Raw genomic sequence first — 17,165 nt, forward strand, 5'->3', positions numbered from 1 at the left:
TTCCCTACTTATTTATGCAATTTTTTCTTCGTTTTGCAATGCTAAACGAGCAAGTCCATAACAGATTAGGGCGTTGGCGATGAGGAAGAGGCGTGCTATGTTACCACTTCCCAAACCCCAAACAGCTGGATCTAAAAATGCACTTACTGTCAAGCAGGCCGCTACACCTAATGTTGAACCAATGGCAAACAATTTCCAACTAGGATGTCCCAGCAGCAATGCCATTAATACAATGGGAATCAATACACTGGCAAATAGGGGATTCAACGCATCAGTTCCCTGGAGGGTATTACCTAGTTCGGGAATTGAACTGCCCAAAACCCGGAAAGGCCATTGGGGAAGATCAAAAATATAGATTCCCTTCAGGAAGAATAACCCAGAACTACCGGCAATTAGTCCACTAGATAAAGACCAACTCCAAGTGAAGGGGAAGTAAACGCGTAAAAACCAAGCTAGCAGATAGGAACCAACTACCATTAAAATCTTGGGTAAGAGCGCGATCGCACCACCATCAATCCAAAAGCCGGGGTTAAGATAGCCGCTATCCCTTAACCACCGAAAGAAATCTGGAAAACTGATTTGTCCGCTAAAGGCTAGTTTGACTGCTGCTTCTGCATTGAGTTGTCCAGCGCCATAATAGTTCAAACCATCATCCTGAATCACTCGTGCTGACTGCTTGAGGACTTTTAAAACTTCATCTGGTTCTTTGATGCCAGCAGCTTTAATTAATGCTGCAACCCCAGCAACGTGGGGAGCAGCCATGCTTGTACCCTGGAAGCCTAGAAAGACCCCTTCGCCCTTTTCATCAATAGTTTCTTGGAGAATCTTACCAGCTTCACTACCACCAGGAGCCGAGATATCTACCCCAGCACCAAAATTAGAATAGGGCGCTCTTTCGCCATCTGGGCCAATTGCCGAAACGCCGATTACATAAGGATAGCGGGCTGGATAGCTTGCCCCATTGGTGTTTTCATTTCCGGCTGCGGCGATGATAACTACACCTTTTCTATGGGCATACTCGATCGCTTGTTTCATCAACTGGCTTTCACCGCCACCGCCTAAGCTCATATTAATCACATCTGCGCCTTTATCAGCAGCAAATTTAATCGCTTCGGCAATATCGGCGACAGTACCACCGCCATAAGAACTGAGTACCTTCAGCGGCATCAGGCTGGCTTCGTAGGCAATTCCCGCGACGCCATATTTGTTATTTGTAGCTTGGGCAATAGTTCCGGCAACATGAGTACCGTGGCCGTTATCGTCTGTGGCTTCTTCTCGGTCGTTTACAAAATCGTAGCCCTTGACGAATTTTGTCTCATACAAGTCGCGAACCTTGGTAATTCCAGTGTCAATAACTGCGACTGTGATGCCACTACCTTTAGTTTGACTCCATGCGCCTTCAATACCGATTTTGTGCAAGTTCCACTGCTTGCTGTAATATTGGTCATTGGGGCCAGTTAATGAATGACTTGCTTCTTCATCTTCTTGGGGTGTTAAAAATTCACCTAGCCAAGCGGTTTTACCTGGTTGTGGAATGCTGCTGTAGATATAGTTTGGTTCAATGAATTCTGTCGCTTGGGCAAACTGAGATTTTTTCAGTTCTTGCAGCCGTTGGCGATCGCCCTTGATAATATAAACATGATCTTTTTGTGAAAACTTGTTGTCTAATTGGGGTGTAACGTTGTATTGTTTGGCGATCGCTTGCAAATCCTGTTCCACTACAAGTGATGGAATATCTTCCCGAAAATCAAGCAAAATCGTCTCAAACTCTCCTCTGGCTGCCAATCCCTGGAAATTCAGGAAACCAAATATGGCAGCTCCCAGCCCAATGACAAACAAGCACAATAATATAAGTTTTCTCATATTAACTCATCACCGCTTTTTGCCAGTTTGTTCACTACCATAACTTATCTGCATCACTTGTTGGTAGATTTCGCACTTTTAGTTACAAGTCTCACTTCATGACTCAGGATTTTTTTAACGATGGAACGTGGTCTTTTGTGGTTGCCCCTGTTAGTAATGTTTTTCTGGTTAGCTTGGCAAGGCTCGAAGGAGTATCAAAAAGTCGAAGCTTATCGCGTCTGGGCAGAGCAATTTGAACGGGCTAAGTATGATATTTATGCTGTATTAGGTCAAAAAGGCAACAATATAACTTGGGGAAAACCCACGCCTCAAGGGCCGATTAAATTAGAAACATTCTCTTTGCTTGATATCAAACAAATCCAAGTTTTAGTAGATGAAAAATCAGTAGATGTAAACAATCCACCTGAGAAAGGTCATTCTATAGAATTAGAATTTCTATTTTCCGAATCTACTAACTCAGTGCGGGTTCCGTTTACAGAAATCCCTTTGGCGGCGGAATGGGGTAAGTTTTTGCAGGGAGTATTACAAGAATTGCGATCGGAAATACAGCAGTTTCCAAATGATTGAAGAAGAATTCAGAAGTCAGAATTCAGGAGTCAGAATGAAGAGGCGACTCGAAAATACTCGCTTTGCGCGTCGCTATCAGTCGGGGATTCAGACCCGCGACTGAATTTTTGCACCACCAAATTTTCAATTTGGTGGGGGTCTTAAACCCAATTATTCAGACGCGACTCGAAAACACTCGCTACCGCTGCGCTATCCGCTAGTCGCACAGAATTCAGAATGAATTCTGACTCCTGACTCCTGACTCCTAAATTCTGTTTGATAAAATACTTATGCTGTATTCATTTTTAATCTTTAATTTTTAATTTTGCCTTGCAGTACTAGGAGATTTTCATCGCCAGAATCTTCAAAGCTACTGCTTCAGGGACAGGCATTACCGATAACCGATTTCCTTGTCTCACTACCATTAGCTCTTCGGCGGTAAACTTCTCTTTAAGTGTTGATAGCAAGATAGGGTTAGAAAAAGTTTCAACAAATTCTACTACAACTGTTTGCCAGCGAGGGAATTCGGGACTTGACTTCGGGTCATAGTATTTACTTTTTGGCTCAAATTGAGTCGGGTCAACAATATCTTTTTTCACCACACGCATTAACCCCACAATACCGAGAGAATTAGTATTGGAATGATAGAAAAAAGCTAAGTCTCCTTCATCCATTTGGCGCAAAAAGTTGCGAGCTTGATAATTGCGAATGCCGTCCCAGATAGTCTCACTTTGCTGTTGAAGGTCAGCAATGCTATAGACTTCTGGTTCTGATTTCATTAGCCAATAATTCATCTATACAATTTTATGGATACATTACAAAAATATTTCAAGAGTCAGGGCGAATACAAGTAACGGCTATACAAACTCTCGTCCGCCTCAGCTGACTAAGGAAAATAAACCCACCTCTGTGGGTTTGCCCTTTTAACTGCGGTAAGCTATGACGGCATAAAATGGATCTCCTCCAGCTGCACCCAACCACTGTAAGAAATTTGGTAATGTTGACTTATGAGCTATCACTTCTGCCGTTGTAAATCCGGGCATTGAGGCGAAGTACTCTTTGACTAATTCCACTCGAGCGGCTTCAGAAGCCTCTCGCCAAGCCTGAATCGCCTTTTCAAAAAACATCCGGTTAGAAAAGCTGATAATTGCGACACCACCGGGTTTCAAGATACGGTAAATTTCGGAAAATACGGCTTCTGGATATTGGACATACTGCACAGATACGCAGTTGAGAACAGCATCAAAATCTTCATCTGGTAATGGTAGCTGCGGATTGTCGTTAAGATTTTGCACAAAGTAATGATTTAAGCGGGGATTACGTGCCAGTTCCTCGGCGTTGAGTCCATGTCCCTCTACATGGGAAAACGGCATCTCTTCTGGCAGATGAGATACCCAGCTGCTCATCATATCAAAAATGCGGGTGTTGGGTTTCAGGCGATCGCGATATAAATCCGTTAGCTGTTGAATAAATCCTTCATCGACATGGGTGACGAAGCGCGGATAGGCATAGAATAGCTTATCGTCTGTGTCGTCTAATTTCAGGCGTTGATTCGGTCTTAACTGCATAAATCTCTGTTTTGGAGAACTTTTCGGAAAATTACGGCAATCTCAGGTATTTTTCAAAAATCACTATGTAAGATATTTTAATAACAGCAGGACACTTAAGAATTTAAAATGACGCTCTCTACGAGACGCTAAAAGCGAACGCGGACTCGCTAACGCTTTGCTAACAAAATTCAAAATTAAAGACATTTCAGATGGGGATTTAAACTCCTACTGAGACTGATACTACATATAAATGTAGGGGTCTTAAACCCTTGATTTGACCATAAACGAGTCTAAATAGCAGCATTCAATTTTATCAATTCAATGTTCTATCAACTACACTTCTTGCAGTATCTTTGGCGACAAATCCGCCTAGTCGGATTACTACCCTATTTGAGTTTGTTCACTTGGATACTGCCCTTATTATTATTTACTTCTGGTAACAATAGTCTGATGGCACATGATGAAGCACTTTACGCCTCACGTGCCCGTCTGATGTTTGACTCTGGTAATTGGATGACTCCTTGGGAAAATGCACATCATAAAACCCCTGGCCCTTATTGGTTAATTGCCAGTTTCTACAAGCTGTTTGGGATGAGTGATACTAGTGCGCGTATTCCTAGTATGGTCGCTGGCATTTTTAGCTTATGGCTGGTGTATGAAATCGGCAGAATTATGCTAGGCAAAAAAATAGCTTGGTTAGCTGCTGCAATTTTAAGTGTGGAATTTCTCTGGCTACAATACTGCCGTTTAAGCACACCTGATGTACCAATGATTTTCTTGGTACTTTTAGCTATTTATTCTTTAATAAAAACGGAATTATACCCCAAATCTCGCTATTTTTGGAGTTTTATCGCTGGCTCTAGTTTAGGTTTAGGCTTCTTAGTCAGAAGCTTTATGATTTTTTTACCAATTATCGCTTTATTGCCTTATTTAATTTGGGAACATCACCGTCATCGTCATCTTGCTAACCCAATTTTATATCTAGGCTTTTTAGTAGGTTTAATCCCTACTTTTGTTTGGCTGTGGTTAAGCTGGCTTCACTACGGCAACAATAGTTTTGAGGAGTTACTCAAATTTGTTGTACAGCTAGGTTCTGATGATTCTTATAATCATGGGCCACTATTTTATGTATGGAATATTCTTTTAAAAGCATTTCCCTGGGCTTTTTTGGGAATTTTAGGTTTGTTTTTGACTCTGCATCGTCCAATAAATCGTTACCAGTTAATATTAGTTGGCTTTCCACTTACCCTATTTGTAGAACTTAGTCTTTTTAACACTCGTTATCCTCACTATGGTCTTTGTCTTTATCCCTTTGTAGCTTTGTTTGCATCTGTGGGTTTAAGGTGGTTAGGCAATATTTACCAGACAGAGATTTACTCACAATTTCTTCTTCAAAAAAGTAAAAATAAGATATTAAACATTTTTGCAAAGCATAATCTTCCTCGAAATCTCAGTTATGGCTTTGGTGGATTCGGTGTTTTACTTGTAATAGCAAGTACTATTATTCTGACTTGGGGTAGTTCTGATATCCGCAAGTATGCAGCTATTGGCTTGGCTATGGGCTTGGGTTGGTTAATTTTACCTGTAGTCTGGATTAGTCGTTACCACTTTGGTAAAAAGTTTCTCACTGCACCTTATTGGATTGCAGGATGGTTAATTCCCTGTTGGTTGGCTTTGGCGACGATGGGTAGCATTGGGATGTTCAGTGACTATAACCCGGTTTTCAGAACTTTTTTACAACAAAGTGCGATCGCCTCTATTGTCCAATCTTATCCTACCTACTATGTGCAAATAGACCAGAAAACCCAAGTACTGTTTGAGTTTTATCTTCCTATTCATGCTAAACAAGTAGCCTCTATTTCCCAAATACCAGCTTTGAGCTATGCTTGGATATATACTGACCAGTCCCCTAAATTGTCTCGGCCTCACCGTATTATCAGTACAGTTAAAGAGTATCAGTTAATTCAATTTCTTTCCTAAGATAGATGCAATGCATCTGTTGCTAAAAAAGACTAAATTTAGTTATAATAGTACGTACACTAACTATTTTACTAAATGGTTTCTACATCTAATCACTCCCCAACTTTAGAGTCGTGGCAGCATAATCTTGCACCATACAACTTGGGCTATAGAATCAAATTAGTCTCACAACTGCTCAGTCGCAAGTTTACTGAGAGGTTAGAACCCTTTGGATTGACGCCATTTCACTGGCTGGTGTTGTGCTGTCTTTGGCAAGAAGATGGTTTACCTACTTCTAGTATTGGGGATAAACTCAAACAAGTGGGAGGCACTTTAACAGGCGTACTAGATCGGATGGAAGAACGCGGTTTGGTGCGTCGAGAACGCGACACCCACGATCGCCGCATCTGGCGAATCTGGCTCACGGATGCAGGTAAGGAACTAGAAGCTGTGTTACCGCCAATCGCCGCAGCTGTGCGTGATGAAGCGATGGAAGGTATTTCCTTTGCCGATCGAGAACTGTTTTCCCAAATGTTGAATCGGGCGATCGCTAACCTCTCCTAAAGATGATCCCACAATCACCCGACTGGGGGAGGCAGTGTAAACATTTATTTTGAGATAATATTACGCATACTAAGGAAATAAATTTTTTTCAGGAAATACTACGCATTCTAAATAAACGATTATCAATCAAATTATCGAACGAGCAAGGGAGTTAAGAATCATGGGTACTAATACTTTGAACGGACGCAACGGACACAAAACCCCAATTTTAGAAAAAGAAGTGATTCCTGATTCAGAGACTTTAGAAACTGTTACGGCAGAGACATCTGCAACAGCAGAAGCACCTGTTGTTGTAACTCCTGAGATCGAAAAAGAAGTTCCACCGAAGCGCAAAAGACCGACTGGTTTAATTTTGGCAGGATTAGGCGTGGGTGCGATCGCCGCAGGTGCTTTTGGTTATCACTACTGGCAATATGCCTCCACCCACCAGGAAACAGATAACGCCACCGTTGCGGGAAACATTCACCAAGTTAGTAGCCGCATTCCCGGAACTGTAAGTCAGGTGCTAGTGAATGATAACCAACTGGTGCAACCAGGACAATTGTTAGTCGAGTTAGATCCACGAGACTATCAAAGTCAGGTACAACAAGCACAAGCCGCCCTAGAAAATGCTCGTGGTCAGGCACAAGCGGCTCAAGCAAATATTGCTTTAACTTCACAAACCACTACTGGTAAGACAACTCAAGCGCAAGGTGATGTCAGTGGTGCAGTGGCAGCAATTTCTACAGCCCAAGCAGCAGTACAAGAAGCCCAAGCGGGGATACCAGCAGCCCAAGCTGAAGTCAGACTAGCCCAAGCGGGGATTCCCGCCGCCCAAGCGCAGGTAGCGCAAGCTAATGCCAATTTGGAAAAAGCTAAAACAGATTACAATCGTTACAACGAGTTGTATAAATCAGGTGCGATCGCTCGTCAGCAATTAGATACAGCCAAGGCCGCTTATGATGTAGCGACGGCACAAAAAAACGCCGCAATTCAAGGAGTAGAACAAGCCCAAGCTAAATTAGCCTCTGCGAAAGTTGGTGTTGCCAAAGCCCAATCTCAATTAGCACAGGCGCAAGAGAATGTCACCAACGCCCAAGCTAAATTGGCAGCATCCAAGGGAGGATTGCAACAAGCTACCGCAGGCGGACAAGATACAACAGTCAAACGTAGTCAATACGAAGCGGCAAAAGCGGCGATCGCGCAATCAGAAGCATCGCTTAAAGACGCACAGTTGCAACTATCTTATGCCAATGTTACCGCGCCCAGTGCTGGACGCATCGGTAGGAAAAACGTGGAAGTTGGCAACCGAGTTGCAGCAGGAACACCATTAATGGCGATCGTGGATAACAACTATTGGGTAGTTGCGAACTTCAAAGAAACTCAATTAGAAAAGATGCGCCCAGGAGAGGCAGTAGAAATTAAGCTCGATAGTTTCCCTCATCACACCTTTATTGGTCGTGTTGACAGTATTTCGCCAGCTTCCGGCGCTCAATTTGCCTTATTACCACCGGATAATGCTACGGGTAACTTTACCAAAGTTGTCCAACGCATCCCAGTTAAAGTAGTTTTCGACCAAAAGAGTATTCAAGGGTATGAATCGCGAATTACTCCGGGGATGTCTGCGGAAGTTGCTGTGGAAGTCAAGTAATACCAAATTATACAGAGATGAGCTAGACTGTACTACAAAATTAGGCGATCGCCTCCGATGAAAGATAAGACGCGATCGCTCATTCAGGAACAGACTCAGCACTGAGTATGATGGAGATTGCTGAATTGCGAGTTTGGTAAATCTAAGCTCCGAGGGTTGGAAACTGACCCTCGGAATTTTTGTAAGTATACAAAAAATGATGGTATCAAAAATATCAATCTTACTCAAACAACTCTGATAGTATGATAAGTTTTAATAAAATCTTGCTGATATTGATAATTTTCAACCTGGCTTTGGGCAAAAGACCTTGTAAGTATCTAAATACTCAGGGAATTTGCACAGTGGTTAGGGTGACATGAACAACAGAGCAAACCAAAGGCATGAAGAAGATCATGTAATACAATATTTCTGTATATTCAACCGAGTGTTGATTTTCGTTGCAGAGATGTTTATGTCACGTAGCCTTGCTGCTGAAGGGGTAATACTGCGGTTGTTGCAAAATTTCCAGCCTTCCAGACTTTCCTGGTTAAGACTCAGACACTCATTGGTGAAAACCCAAGCTGTTCCTCTACCTGATAATGAAGCAGAAAGACTCAAAGCCCTGGCGGACTACAATATCCTAGATACCCAACCCGAACAAGCATTTGATGATATAACTGCTCTTGCTGCCTACATTTGTAAGACTCCAATTGCTCTAATTAGCTTAGTTGATGCTGATCGCCAATGGTTTAAATCTAAGGTTGGACTACAAGGTAGTGAAACACCCAGAGATTGGGCTTTTTGCTCCCATGCCATTCTTGAACCAGAGGATATATTGGTGATTCCCAACGCCATCAAAGACGATCGCTTTCATAACAATCCCTTAGTCCAGGGTAATCTCAAAATTCGTTTTTATGCTGGTGCCCCTTTAATTACACCCGATGGTCTTCCCATTGGGACGTTGTGTGTTCTGGATAGCATTCCTCATCATCTAAGTTACCAGCAGTTAGATGCACTGCGCCGCCTAAGTCGTCAAGCGATCGCTCAGATGGAACTCATTCAGGAAGTTCGCAACCGCAAACAAGCGTCACTGACTGATGAATTAACCGGTCTGCATAACCGACGCGGTTTCTTCCTGATGGCCGAACAAGAGTTAAAAATTGCTCACCGCATGAAAGCATTGTGCTGGGTGATCTTCATTGATTTAGATGGGCTAAAACAGGTTAACGACACCCTTGGTCACGATATGGGAGATGCCTTGATTATTGATGCTGGTCGATTACTCAAGCAAAGTTTTCGCAGTTCTGATATTGTTGCTCGCTTGGGTGGAGATGAGTTCATTGTTTTCATCTCCAGCTACTTTAAGGACGCTGATAGTATCCAAGAGTATCTGCAAGCAAATATCGCCAACTTTAATCAACAGCAAAACCGTAATTATGAACTTTCGATGAGTATGGGGATAGAGTGTTACTCACCAGAAAGTGATATGTCACTAGAAGAAGTAATCGCCAGGTCTGACAAATTAATGTACGCTCAGAAGCGTCTGAAGCGGCAATCTCTTACATAATTTATTTCTTGGAAGTCCCTTATAACTCAATACAGTTCAGTTAAGCATTTCTTTCTTCTCTTTGCGTCTTTGGCGTCCTTGGCGGTAGCCTGCGGCAAGCCGCTTTGCGTCTACGTTAAAAAAATTGAATTTGACAAAGAGTTTTAGCCTTAACTGAACCGTATTGCCTTATAACTAGTTTTTAGATCAAGAAATCCCATTAAATAACAGTCTTTAATTACGAATTACGTAGCTTGCTTCTCGCCAGAAGCGAGTATTACAAATTACGAATTATTTTCATTTACCACCTGGCTGCCATGACTGCGGGGATCATCTTGACTAGCCGTTGGTGCTACTGGGGCTGAAAACTTGGAAACTTTCCCACTAGCTTGAGCATAGGGGAGAGACGAACCAGTAACCAAAGCCTCTAAGTTGCTAGCCATAATCGTCCGGGGTTGATCGCCGATGGCTTGGGCTATGGTTTCTCCCTGCTGACTCAAAAATACAAAATGGGGAATCCCATCTACCCGATATCTCAGCATTTCCGGTAGCCACTTGGTATTATCCACATTCAGCATGACAAAATTCATCTTGTCAGCATACTCTGTTTCTAGTTGAGTGATATCTGGTGCCATTTTCTGGCAGACAGTACACCAATCAGCATAAAACTCTACTAGAGATGGTTTGCCGTTACTGATTGCTACTTCTAACGGTGTGGAGTTATCGCTTAACTTGGCGAGGGTAGCCGAGGTTGTTTCAGTTCGCAATCCTAAGACGAGGGAAACGCTAAGTGCGATCGCTACTATTACAATTAAGAAGTTTCTCAAACGCTTTCCGAACGTGGATTCAGGTTTTTCGGGAGAATTAACAGGTGAGTCAGTACTCATAACAGCATTATTAAAACTTATTAGGCAATTTCCTCTTTAGTTTAGCTGACTCCAACTACTGTTTAACGTTTCGCAAAAGTCCCCACCCTCTCTGCGAGACGCTACACGAACAACTCTTAGTCCCAGATTTCTCACGCATAGTGTAGGCTTCAGGGGAAGAGGAGTGTGAGGAGTGTGGGGAGTATGGGGGGTAAGACTTCTTTCCCATCCTCCCACACCTCCCATACCTCCCACACCCCTTGGATTTCTCTCTTGTGAGAAATCCAGGTTAGTAGGGTGGAGATAGGGAGCATTGGTGTCAACTTAAGCTGAAACTCCTTTAAAACCTCGTTTCTAGCCTCCGGCTAGAAACGAGGTAAAACCGTATTGCGACCAATATTAGCCGTTAGTGGGGCGTTTAGCCCTTAATTTTGAATTTTGAATTTTGAATTGATTCATAAATGTGCCCCCTACATCCTTCACAGTTGATTTAGTAATGGGTTTGAGATCGCTGGGCAATGCTTTTTATACTCAAAATTCAGCATCCCCAATCCTAAAACAACTATCAATGCCCAACTTAACGCGCCTAGAAAAAATAATCTTTGAAATCTAGCTACTTTTTGCTCTTGAACTAGTCTCGCTTTAACTTCTTTAGCTCGTTCTGCTTCTAGCCAAGTCTCAACTTGTCGCCGATCAAATTCTTGGCTAGCAGCTAAAAACTGATAATCCAAATCACTCAAGCTTTTACCTTGTGACCAAGCTAGAGCCTCAAGTAAGGCTTTCCCGCGCAACAGTCGCGAATTATCATGATGTTCTGAGGCTACCCAAGCATTTAATGTTTGAGAGTAGGGTCGTAATTTTGCTAATTGTTTTTCTACCCAAGTTTGGTTGAAAACCTCTTCATAAATACGGTTCTTGACTTTTAGTTGCCCTTGCTGCTTGGTTACTAACCCCGACAACAGCAGTTCTATTTCCTCTTCTCCATCATCACAAGCTATCTGAATCCCTTGTAAGACTTGCTGGTACAATCCCAGCAAACCTCCAGCACATTGCTCATTTCTCAGCAAGCGATCGCGGATTGTTTTTAAATGCTCTGGATCATCTTTTGCTTCCCATTTATCTATAATATGTGTTTGCACTAATTTTTCTAAAATTAACAATGGAAATTGGTAATAAAAGTTGATAAGATGTTGATTAATAATTGGTAAATGGTTATCTAATTTATAACGATCGTCACCTTCTAGGCTTCTTTGATCCTGAACATCCTTACTTCCGGAGTTTCTTTCTTGTACCACTATCTGACAGAGTTTCTGAGTGAGAAATGGCTGACCATTTGTCCAAGATAAAATTTCTTTGAGAACTGCCATCGGATTAGCTACTTTACTACCTAAACCTGCTGCTAATGGCTGAACTTCTGATAAATTAAACCCGTGCAGTTCAATAGATTTACCTATATTAAATGGGGTACAGTTTCGATCAATAATCAAATCTGAAGGTGTTGCCACTCCAAATAGTGCCCAAGTTAGGCGGTTATATTCTGAATTTTCTGCTCGTTGATTATAGCATGAGCGAATCAGGGTAAAAAAATCGACTACAGGGAAATTCAAACCTAAAACACTATCAATTTCATCAACAAAAATAAATATTTTTTCAGTCTGGATTTGCACTAATAAAATATCTTCAATAAATTGGCTCAATCGCTGTAATACAGGTAAATCTTCTCGCTCTGACCACCAGGCTTTTAAATTAACTTTGTTAAATAAATTAAAGCTCCTTAATAAATCAACTACTATGCCTTTATACCACTGAGCAGGAGTAATATTGCCATTGCCGATCCGAGTCATGTCGATAGAAGCACAACTGAAGCCGGCTTGTTCTAATCGATGTCTCATTTGTAATCGCAAGCTAGACTTTCCCATCTGCCGGGAACTAAATACATAACAAAATTCACCTTTAATTAGATAATTATAAAGTTCAATATCAGCCTGCCGTTCTACATAACTAGGAGCATCAATTTTGAGACTACCACCAATTTGATATTCGTACTTATTCATAGCATTTAGATTAATTGCTCTCGGAAATATAGCCGATATAATTCACAGCTAGGCATTGCCTGATTTCCTTCCAGTTTTACCAGACCCATACTTTCTAATTTATAGGCTGCGATCGCTTCTAATTGCACACTGCTTGGAGATGTAACTACTCGTTTGAGCGCTGTCGCTAGTTCAAGATGTTCTTGGAGATTAGTTAGATGATGCCGTAAATAGTTGCTATAGATACCCGCTATTGTGGGAGCTTCTTCTAGTAGTTGTTCTAGGGTTACTGCTTGATGTCCCAGGTTGTAAAGAGCCAGACGAGCTAGGTAGGGATGACCACCAATCATTGCTAGTAGAGGAGCCAGCTTTTGCAATCCTTTCTCACCTTTAGCCCAATCCAATTCATGACGCACTGCCAATTCTTGCATTTGCTCTAAACTAAATTCTGGTAACTTAATCGGTAGTCCTACATTGAAAGGGGATTGATTAATATCTAACGGGATATAAGCTTCAGTCGCATGAACTACTACTAATCGAAGTTTTTGCCAGATTTCTAATTCGGAGGCATCTTCATACCAAGAGCGCAGTAGTGGGAGAAAGTCGCGAGAGATTTCTGGATACTCAAAAATTCGATTTACTTCATCTAGAGCTAAGACTATCGGAGCGTCAATTTTCTCCAGCAAATACTCCTGTAAATATAATGTGCAGCTAACTTTGCTGCCAATATCATCATCCCAATAATCATCTAGTCTGATTTCTAGGTTCAATTGTCGACTGACGTTAGCACAAAACCATCGTAAGAATTTTTCTAAGCTAGTGAAAACTTGACTATCTGCCCTCTGTAAACTGATCTGTACAGTGTGTACTCCAGTCTGTTTAGCATGAGTCAGAATTCTGTGCATTAGAGACGTTTTTCCCATTTTACTGGAGGCTTTGATTCTGGTTAGGCTACCAGGTTTCTTGATTTCGGTATATGTGCGTTCTTCAATTGGCGGACGCTTGATGTAGAAAGAGGAATTGAGCGGCACTGAGCCACCAGGAAGTTCTAAGGAGTCGGGATTAAGAACTGAAGTTTTCCTTTTGTCTTGCTTTCCCATAACCAAAAAAGACCCTGATATCCCACCATTATTAGAGAGAATCTCCAGTGGTTTTTTCCCTCTGCTTATTTGCTGAGACTGCCTCAAGACTGCTGGCACACTTTGTAGCTTTTTTAACAACATTTTGCTTTGCGATCGCCGTCTTAAAACTGACCGAAAATTACTTTTTGTTACCTCCTCCCCAAAAGCTTGTGAAAGTAACTTCCATAACTTAGAACCCACATCTTTGATGTAATTTGCATCATAACCACAGCTTTCGGCGATATCTGGATAAGTTTGTCCTTCCCAAGCTTTACGAAAGACTATTTCCTGAACATCACTTAAGCCATGTTCAAGAAATGTGTCTAAAATTGCTAGTGCTTCTTCTATATTCATTAGTAAAAATCATAAAGTTTCTTTTAAATAAGACTTTAGCGGAATTATTCATATTTTTTTCATTATTTACTTAAATTTAAACAGTCATAGAAATTTACAGTAGTTTTAATTTGTCCCATAGTGCGTAGTTTATTGACCTAAAAATAGCTATAATTGGTATTAACTTGATTTCAACCCGATATTCTCAGGTGTTAAGAACTGGGGACTGGGTAAAAAATCTCTTTAAAGCCTCTCTCCAAGACTCTACACCTAGCATTCTGTAGCGAAGTCGTAATCCTTCGCTAATCCACATATTTATCGAAAAAGTGAAGGTTCAAAACCTCGCTCCTTGTGGGCGAAACGGTCCTTGTATCTCAAGGTAGGTAAAAACCCCTCTTCTCGTTGTGTCTGGCTTGATTTTGAAGTATAGCGTTTCCTAGTCTAATGAGGTACAGTAACAACAATGAGTAAACCAGCCTTGAATATCTTTTAAAGACACTTTATTAAAAGCTTCTTCAATTGCTTTCGCTAAAGAAGGATAATTTCTGGCACCAATAAAACGTAGTATACTCTTGATTTTTGACCAGCAGTTTTCAAGCTTGTGAAAAATCGGGAGAGTAAGGCGGTAAGTAAATAAGATTTGCTCCTGCCGCTTGAATCATTGCTTCAATTTCTTTACCTTTATGAATCGAGTAATTATCCATGACTACAAAGGCTCCTTTCCATAGTTTGGGAACTAACTTCTGGGAGATAAATGCCTCAAAGGTAAGTCCATCTGTTGCACTAAGAAGACTGATTTGAGTAATTACACCTTGGAAACCAATTGCACCAATTAAAGAGACGTTTTTTCCTCGTTTAATAGGACGCTCGCCTCGCGCTCTTTTTCCTTTTGGGGCACGCGCGAACAATCGTACTAAAGATAAATTAATACCAGATTCGTCAATAAAGATAAGGTTTTCAGCTAGAATTCCCTGAACCTTTTTCCAAAATTCCACCCTTAGTAATTGAACTCTTTCAGTCTCTTTTTCGGTGGGGTGTAGTGTTTTTTTTAAGTTTTAAGTCTAGAAGATGCAACATTCTATCTAGGGTTGATCGACCTATTAAAACTCCGGTTTTTTGTTCTAAAAGTATACGCAGTTCATCCAACGTTGCATCATTATTATCAGAGACAATTGAAGATCAAATATTTAATTGTTCTTGTGAAAGTTTTGTTGGTGTTTGTTTAATCCGTGCCTTGGGAGCAATACTTCCTATTTCTCGATATTGTTTCAGCAATTTTTCCACAAAACTTAGGGCTACTTGAAACCGTTTTGCAATCTGACGCTGAGATATTTTACCTTCAAAGTAGGCATCGATAATTTTCTGACGTAAGTCGAGTGAGTATGCCTTCATTTCTATTGGATAAAATGCACAACCTATTTATTAAGTGTACCTCACCAGACCAGGAAACGCTATAATAAGTAATAAGTAATAAGTAATAAGTAATAAGTAATGGGTATTACTCATTACTCATTTTATCTTCCTAGTCGTTAGTCCCCAGTCCCCAATTCAATTTTTTCTCGTTGTATAAAACAGCCTTAGATTTTAGCCTGATAGTTCCTACAACGACTCCGCAGGAGTTAGAAAATTGATAAAGTCAAGCTAGGAAATTGAGAATCTTGTTAGTAATATTGCTACCCCAGATTATGCAGGTGTTCGTGATATACTTCCAGTGTATTAATGTCTAATAGCACAGCCGGATTATCAAATTTAACTTGATGAATTACTGGATAAAATTCTTTGATAATTTGGCGTAAACCTAAGCTTTCTTCACGGATATTTTGTAAATGCGATCGCATCCCATTACTAAATAACAATGGATGTCCTATTTTACCTTGATATGTCGGTGCAGTAATCACTGCTGAATTGTCTTGGTGTGCTAATAGTAATCTCTGGTAAATCTCTAATTTTCTGGGTTGATCAACTGCTGAAATTGCTAAGACTTCAAAGTTTTGGGGAATATATTGCAACCCTGTGAGCAGAGAAGTTGTTTTACCGAAATTGGTATGAAAGTTAATTACAGATAAACTATTATCAGGCAAATCTTTTTGTTTATTGCTATTGTGTGAACCTAAAACTACTACAGGGGTAAAATCTACACTTAACCACTGTTCTATTTGATAAGTTAATAATGTTTTACCTTCATGCCAAGGGAGTGAAGTTTTGCAAGTACCCATACGAGTAGATTTACCTGCTGCGAGAACAATTGCAAAGTTACTACTCAGGTATCTAGCTTCTTCAAGAAGTCGAGTATCTAAATCCAGCTTCGGGAAATTCTCATAAATCAAGAGCGTAACCTCGTCCGACATAAATTTTAATATATTTAGTCATGCTTTCGTCACAATTTTGCAATAACTTTGTCAATATGACATGTGATGCTATAGCTCTGGCTTCGGAAGTAGTCTTATGCTAAACCCACACGCCAGAGTCTACCGAGGAGAATCACTTCAGGCACAGGCCCTTATGAAGATGACTCTTCAAATCAAAATTGCAAAATTTCATATAGTTTAGAAGGAACAAGAAGATGAATTGGAAAGTACTTGCTTTACTCCCTGCTCTAACTCTAGCTACTGCTTTGCCTGCTTTCTCTTTAAGCAATCATAAAAGTCAAAATCCGGCTACTGCTACCTACGTCGCCCAAAATACTCCGCAAAAAAACACGATTAAAAAAACTAATGCTGTTGCCAAGCAAAAGCCCAGGAGTCTAGCAAAGCGTAGTAATGTACTGACAGTAGGCAGCCGGGGAGAGACAGTAAAAACTGCTCAAAATTCTTTAAAGCAGCAAGGATTCTATACAGCAAATGTGAATGGTGTGTTTGATAACAGGACTCGTGCAGCAGTAATCAAATTTCAGAAGTCTAAAGGATTAAGAGCAGACGGAATAATTGGACGCCGGACTTTAGCAGCTCTTAAATAGAATGGTTTACTCAATATCCTCATTACTGAAATGCCTTAAACGCAAAAGGCTAGAATTTATTTTCTAGCCTTAAACTAGTAACCCAGCTTTTTCTATCTTAATATTGCCTGCGGCCATGTCGCAGGCATTTTAATATTGTGCTAACTACGGTGGGCTACACCAACGTGAATCCTCGACTCAGTGAAGCGGTTTCAAGGCAATAATAACTGAATAACAAAG

The 17,165-nt window shown here is 40.9% G+C and carries 13 protein-coding genes and 1 pseudogene; 6 read left to right on the forward strand and 8 right to left on the reverse strand.

Translation table 11 applies throughout. The features are described 5' to 3' along the window. Positions 1 to 12: 12 nt before the first annotated feature. On the reverse strand, positions 13 to 1,863 hold the full coding sequence (locus V7L07_RS29760) for a S8 family peptidase (RefSeq protein WP_335062863.1): 1,851 nt from the start codon (positions 1,861 to 1,863) through the stop codon (positions 13 to 15). A gap of 120 nt (positions 1,864 to 1,983) precedes the next feature. Here V7L07_RS29760 and V7L07_RS29765 point away from each other — a divergent pair, with 120 nt between their 5' ends. Beyond that, complete coding sequence (locus V7L07_RS29765) at positions 1,984 to 2,430, forward strand: hypothetical protein (protein ID WP_335062865.1); 447 nt, start codon at positions 1,984 to 1,986, stop codon at positions 2,428 to 2,430. 317 nt (positions 2,431 to 2,747) lie between these two features. Here the strand turns inward: V7L07_RS29765 and V7L07_RS29770 are convergent, their stop codons facing one another. Further along, positions 2,748 to 3,203, reverse strand: coding sequence for an EVE domain-containing protein (locus tag V7L07_RS29770; RefSeq protein ID WP_442936095.1), 456 nt, complete (start codon positions 3,201 to 3,203; stop codon positions 2,748 to 2,750). Between the two features lie 129 nt (positions 3,204 to 3,332). After that, complete coding sequence (locus V7L07_RS29775) at positions 3,333 to 3,977, reverse strand: class I SAM-dependent methyltransferase (protein ID WP_335062868.1); 645 nt, start codon at positions 3,975 to 3,977, stop codon at positions 3,333 to 3,335. Between the two features lie 303 nt (positions 3,978 to 4,280). On the opposite strand from V7L07_RS29775, the gene V7L07_RS29780 reads away from it, so the two are divergent. From V7L07_RS29780 to V7L07_RS29795, 4 genes are all read left to right on the forward strand, one after another. Next, positions 4,281 to 5,939, forward strand: coding sequence for an ArnT family glycosyltransferase (locus V7L07_RS29780; protein WP_335062870.1), 1,659 nt, complete (start codon positions 4,281 to 4,283; stop codon positions 5,937 to 5,939). A 75-nt stretch (positions 5,940 to 6,014) separates the two neighbouring features. After that, positions 6,015 to 6,482, forward strand: coding sequence for a MarR family winged helix-turn-helix transcriptional regulator (locus tag V7L07_RS29785; RefSeq protein ID WP_292846236.1), 468 nt, complete (start codon positions 6,015 to 6,017; stop codon positions 6,480 to 6,482). 160 nt (positions 6,483 to 6,642) lie between these two features. Then, on the forward strand, positions 6,643 to 8,112 hold the full coding sequence (locus V7L07_RS29790) for an HlyD family secretion protein (protein WP_335062871.1): 1,470 nt from the start codon (positions 6,643 to 6,645) through the stop codon (positions 8,110 to 8,112). Positions 8,113 to 8,563: 451 nt separating this feature from the next. Beyond that, the gene (locus V7L07_RS29795) at positions 8,564 to 9,658 is read left to right on the forward strand and encodes a sensor domain-containing diguanylate cyclase (RefSeq protein ID WP_335062873.1); all 1,095 of its coding nucleotides are present in this window, start codon (positions 8,564 to 8,566) and stop codon (positions 9,656 to 9,658) included. Between the two features lie 263 nt (positions 9,659 to 9,921). On the opposite strand, the gene V7L07_RS29800 is transcribed toward V7L07_RS29795, so the two are convergent. From V7L07_RS29800 to V7L07_RS29820, 5 genes and pseudogenes are all read right to left on the reverse strand, one after another. Next, positions 9,922 to 10,524, reverse strand: coding sequence for a thioredoxin family protein (locus V7L07_RS29800; protein ID WP_335062874.1), 603 nt, complete (start codon positions 10,522 to 10,524; stop codon positions 9,922 to 9,924). A 458-nt stretch (positions 10,525 to 10,982) separates the two neighbouring features. Next, positions 10,983 to 12,557: an AAA-like domain-containing protein gene (locus tag V7L07_RS29805; protein ID WP_335062876.1), complete on the reverse strand. Its 1,575-nt coding sequence runs from the start codon at positions 12,555 to 12,557 to the stop codon at positions 10,983 to 10,985. Between the two features lie 5 nt (positions 12,558 to 12,562). After that, the gene (locus V7L07_RS29810; RefSeq protein WP_335062878.1) at positions 12,563 to 14,011 is read right to left on the reverse strand and encodes an AAA-like domain-containing protein; all 1,449 of its coding nucleotides are present in this window, start codon (positions 14,009 to 14,011) and stop codon (positions 12,563 to 12,565) included. A gap of 415 nt (positions 14,012 to 14,426) precedes the next feature. Beyond that, a pseudogene (locus tag V7L07_RS29815) lies at positions 14,427 to 15,382 on the reverse strand (IS630 family transposase). A gap of 281 nt (positions 15,383 to 15,663) precedes the next feature. Continuing rightward, positions 15,664 to 16,338, reverse strand: coding sequence for a nucleotidyltransferase family protein (locus tag V7L07_RS29820; protein ID WP_335062880.1), 675 nt, complete (start codon positions 16,336 to 16,338; stop codon positions 15,664 to 15,666). Positions 16,339 to 16,553: 215 nt separating this feature from the next. Here V7L07_RS29820 and V7L07_RS29825 point away from each other — a divergent pair, with 215 nt between their 5' ends. Then, complete coding sequence (locus tag V7L07_RS29825; protein WP_335062882.1) at positions 16,554 to 16,946, forward strand: peptidoglycan-binding domain-containing protein; 393 nt, start codon at positions 16,554 to 16,556, stop codon at positions 16,944 to 16,946. Positions 16,947 to 17,165 lie beyond the last annotated feature (219 nt).

Source organism: Nostoc sp., assembly GCF_036916985.1.
GTDB lineage: Bacteria > Cyanobacteriota > Cyanobacteriia > Cyanobacteriales > Nostocaceae > Nostoc.

Bases quoted from the DNA above. Each gene is read 5' to 3' on its own strand.
- V7L07_RS29790 (WP_335062871.1), top strand. From the start codon at position 6,643: ATGGGTACTAATACTTTGAACGGACGCAACGGACACAAAACCCCAATT.
- V7L07_RS29800 (WP_335062874.1), bottom strand. From the start codon at position 10,524: ATGAGTACTGACTCACCTGTTAATTCTCCCGAAAAACCTGAATCCACG.
- V7L07_RS29820 (WP_335062880.1), bottom strand. From the start codon at position 16,338: ATGTCGGACGAGGTTACGCTCTTGATTTATGAGAATTTCCCGAAGCTG.
- V7L07_RS29810 (WP_335062878.1), bottom strand. From the start codon at position 14,011: ATGAATATAGAAGAAGCACTAGCAATTTTAGACACATTTCTTGAACAT.
- V7L07_RS29765 (WP_335062865.1), top strand. From the start codon at position 1,984: ATGGAACGTGGTCTTTTGTGGTTGCCCCTGTTAGTAATGTTTTTCTGG.
- V7L07_RS29785 (WP_292846236.1), top strand. From the start codon at position 6,015: ATGGTTTCTACATCTAATCACTCCCCAACTTTAGAGTCGTGGCAGCAT.
- V7L07_RS29805 (WP_335062876.1), bottom strand. From the start codon at position 12,557: ATGAATAAGTACGAATATCAAATTGGTGGTAGTCTCAAAATTGATGCT.
- V7L07_RS29825 (WP_335062882.1), top strand. From the start codon at position 16,554: ATGAATTGGAAAGTACTTGCTTTACTCCCTGCTCTAACTCTAGCTACT.
- V7L07_RS29775 (WP_335062868.1), bottom strand. From the start codon at position 3,977: ATGCAGTTAAGACCGAATCAACGCCTGAAATTAGACGACACAGACGAT.
- V7L07_RS29760 (WP_335062863.1), bottom strand. From the start codon at position 1,863: ATGAGAAAACTTATATTATTGTGCTTGTTTGTCATTGGGCTGGGAGCT.
- V7L07_RS29770 (WP_442936095.1), bottom strand. From the start codon at position 3,203: ATGAATTATTGGCTAATGAAATCAGAACCAGAAGTCTATAGCATTGCT.
- V7L07_RS29795 (WP_335062873.1), top strand. From the start codon at position 8,564: ATGTCACGTAGCCTTGCTGCTGAAGGGGTAATACTGCGGTTGTTGCAA.
- V7L07_RS29780 (WP_335062870.1), top strand. From the start codon at position 4,281: ATGTTCTATCAACTACACTTCTTGCAGTATCTTTGGCGACAAATCCGC.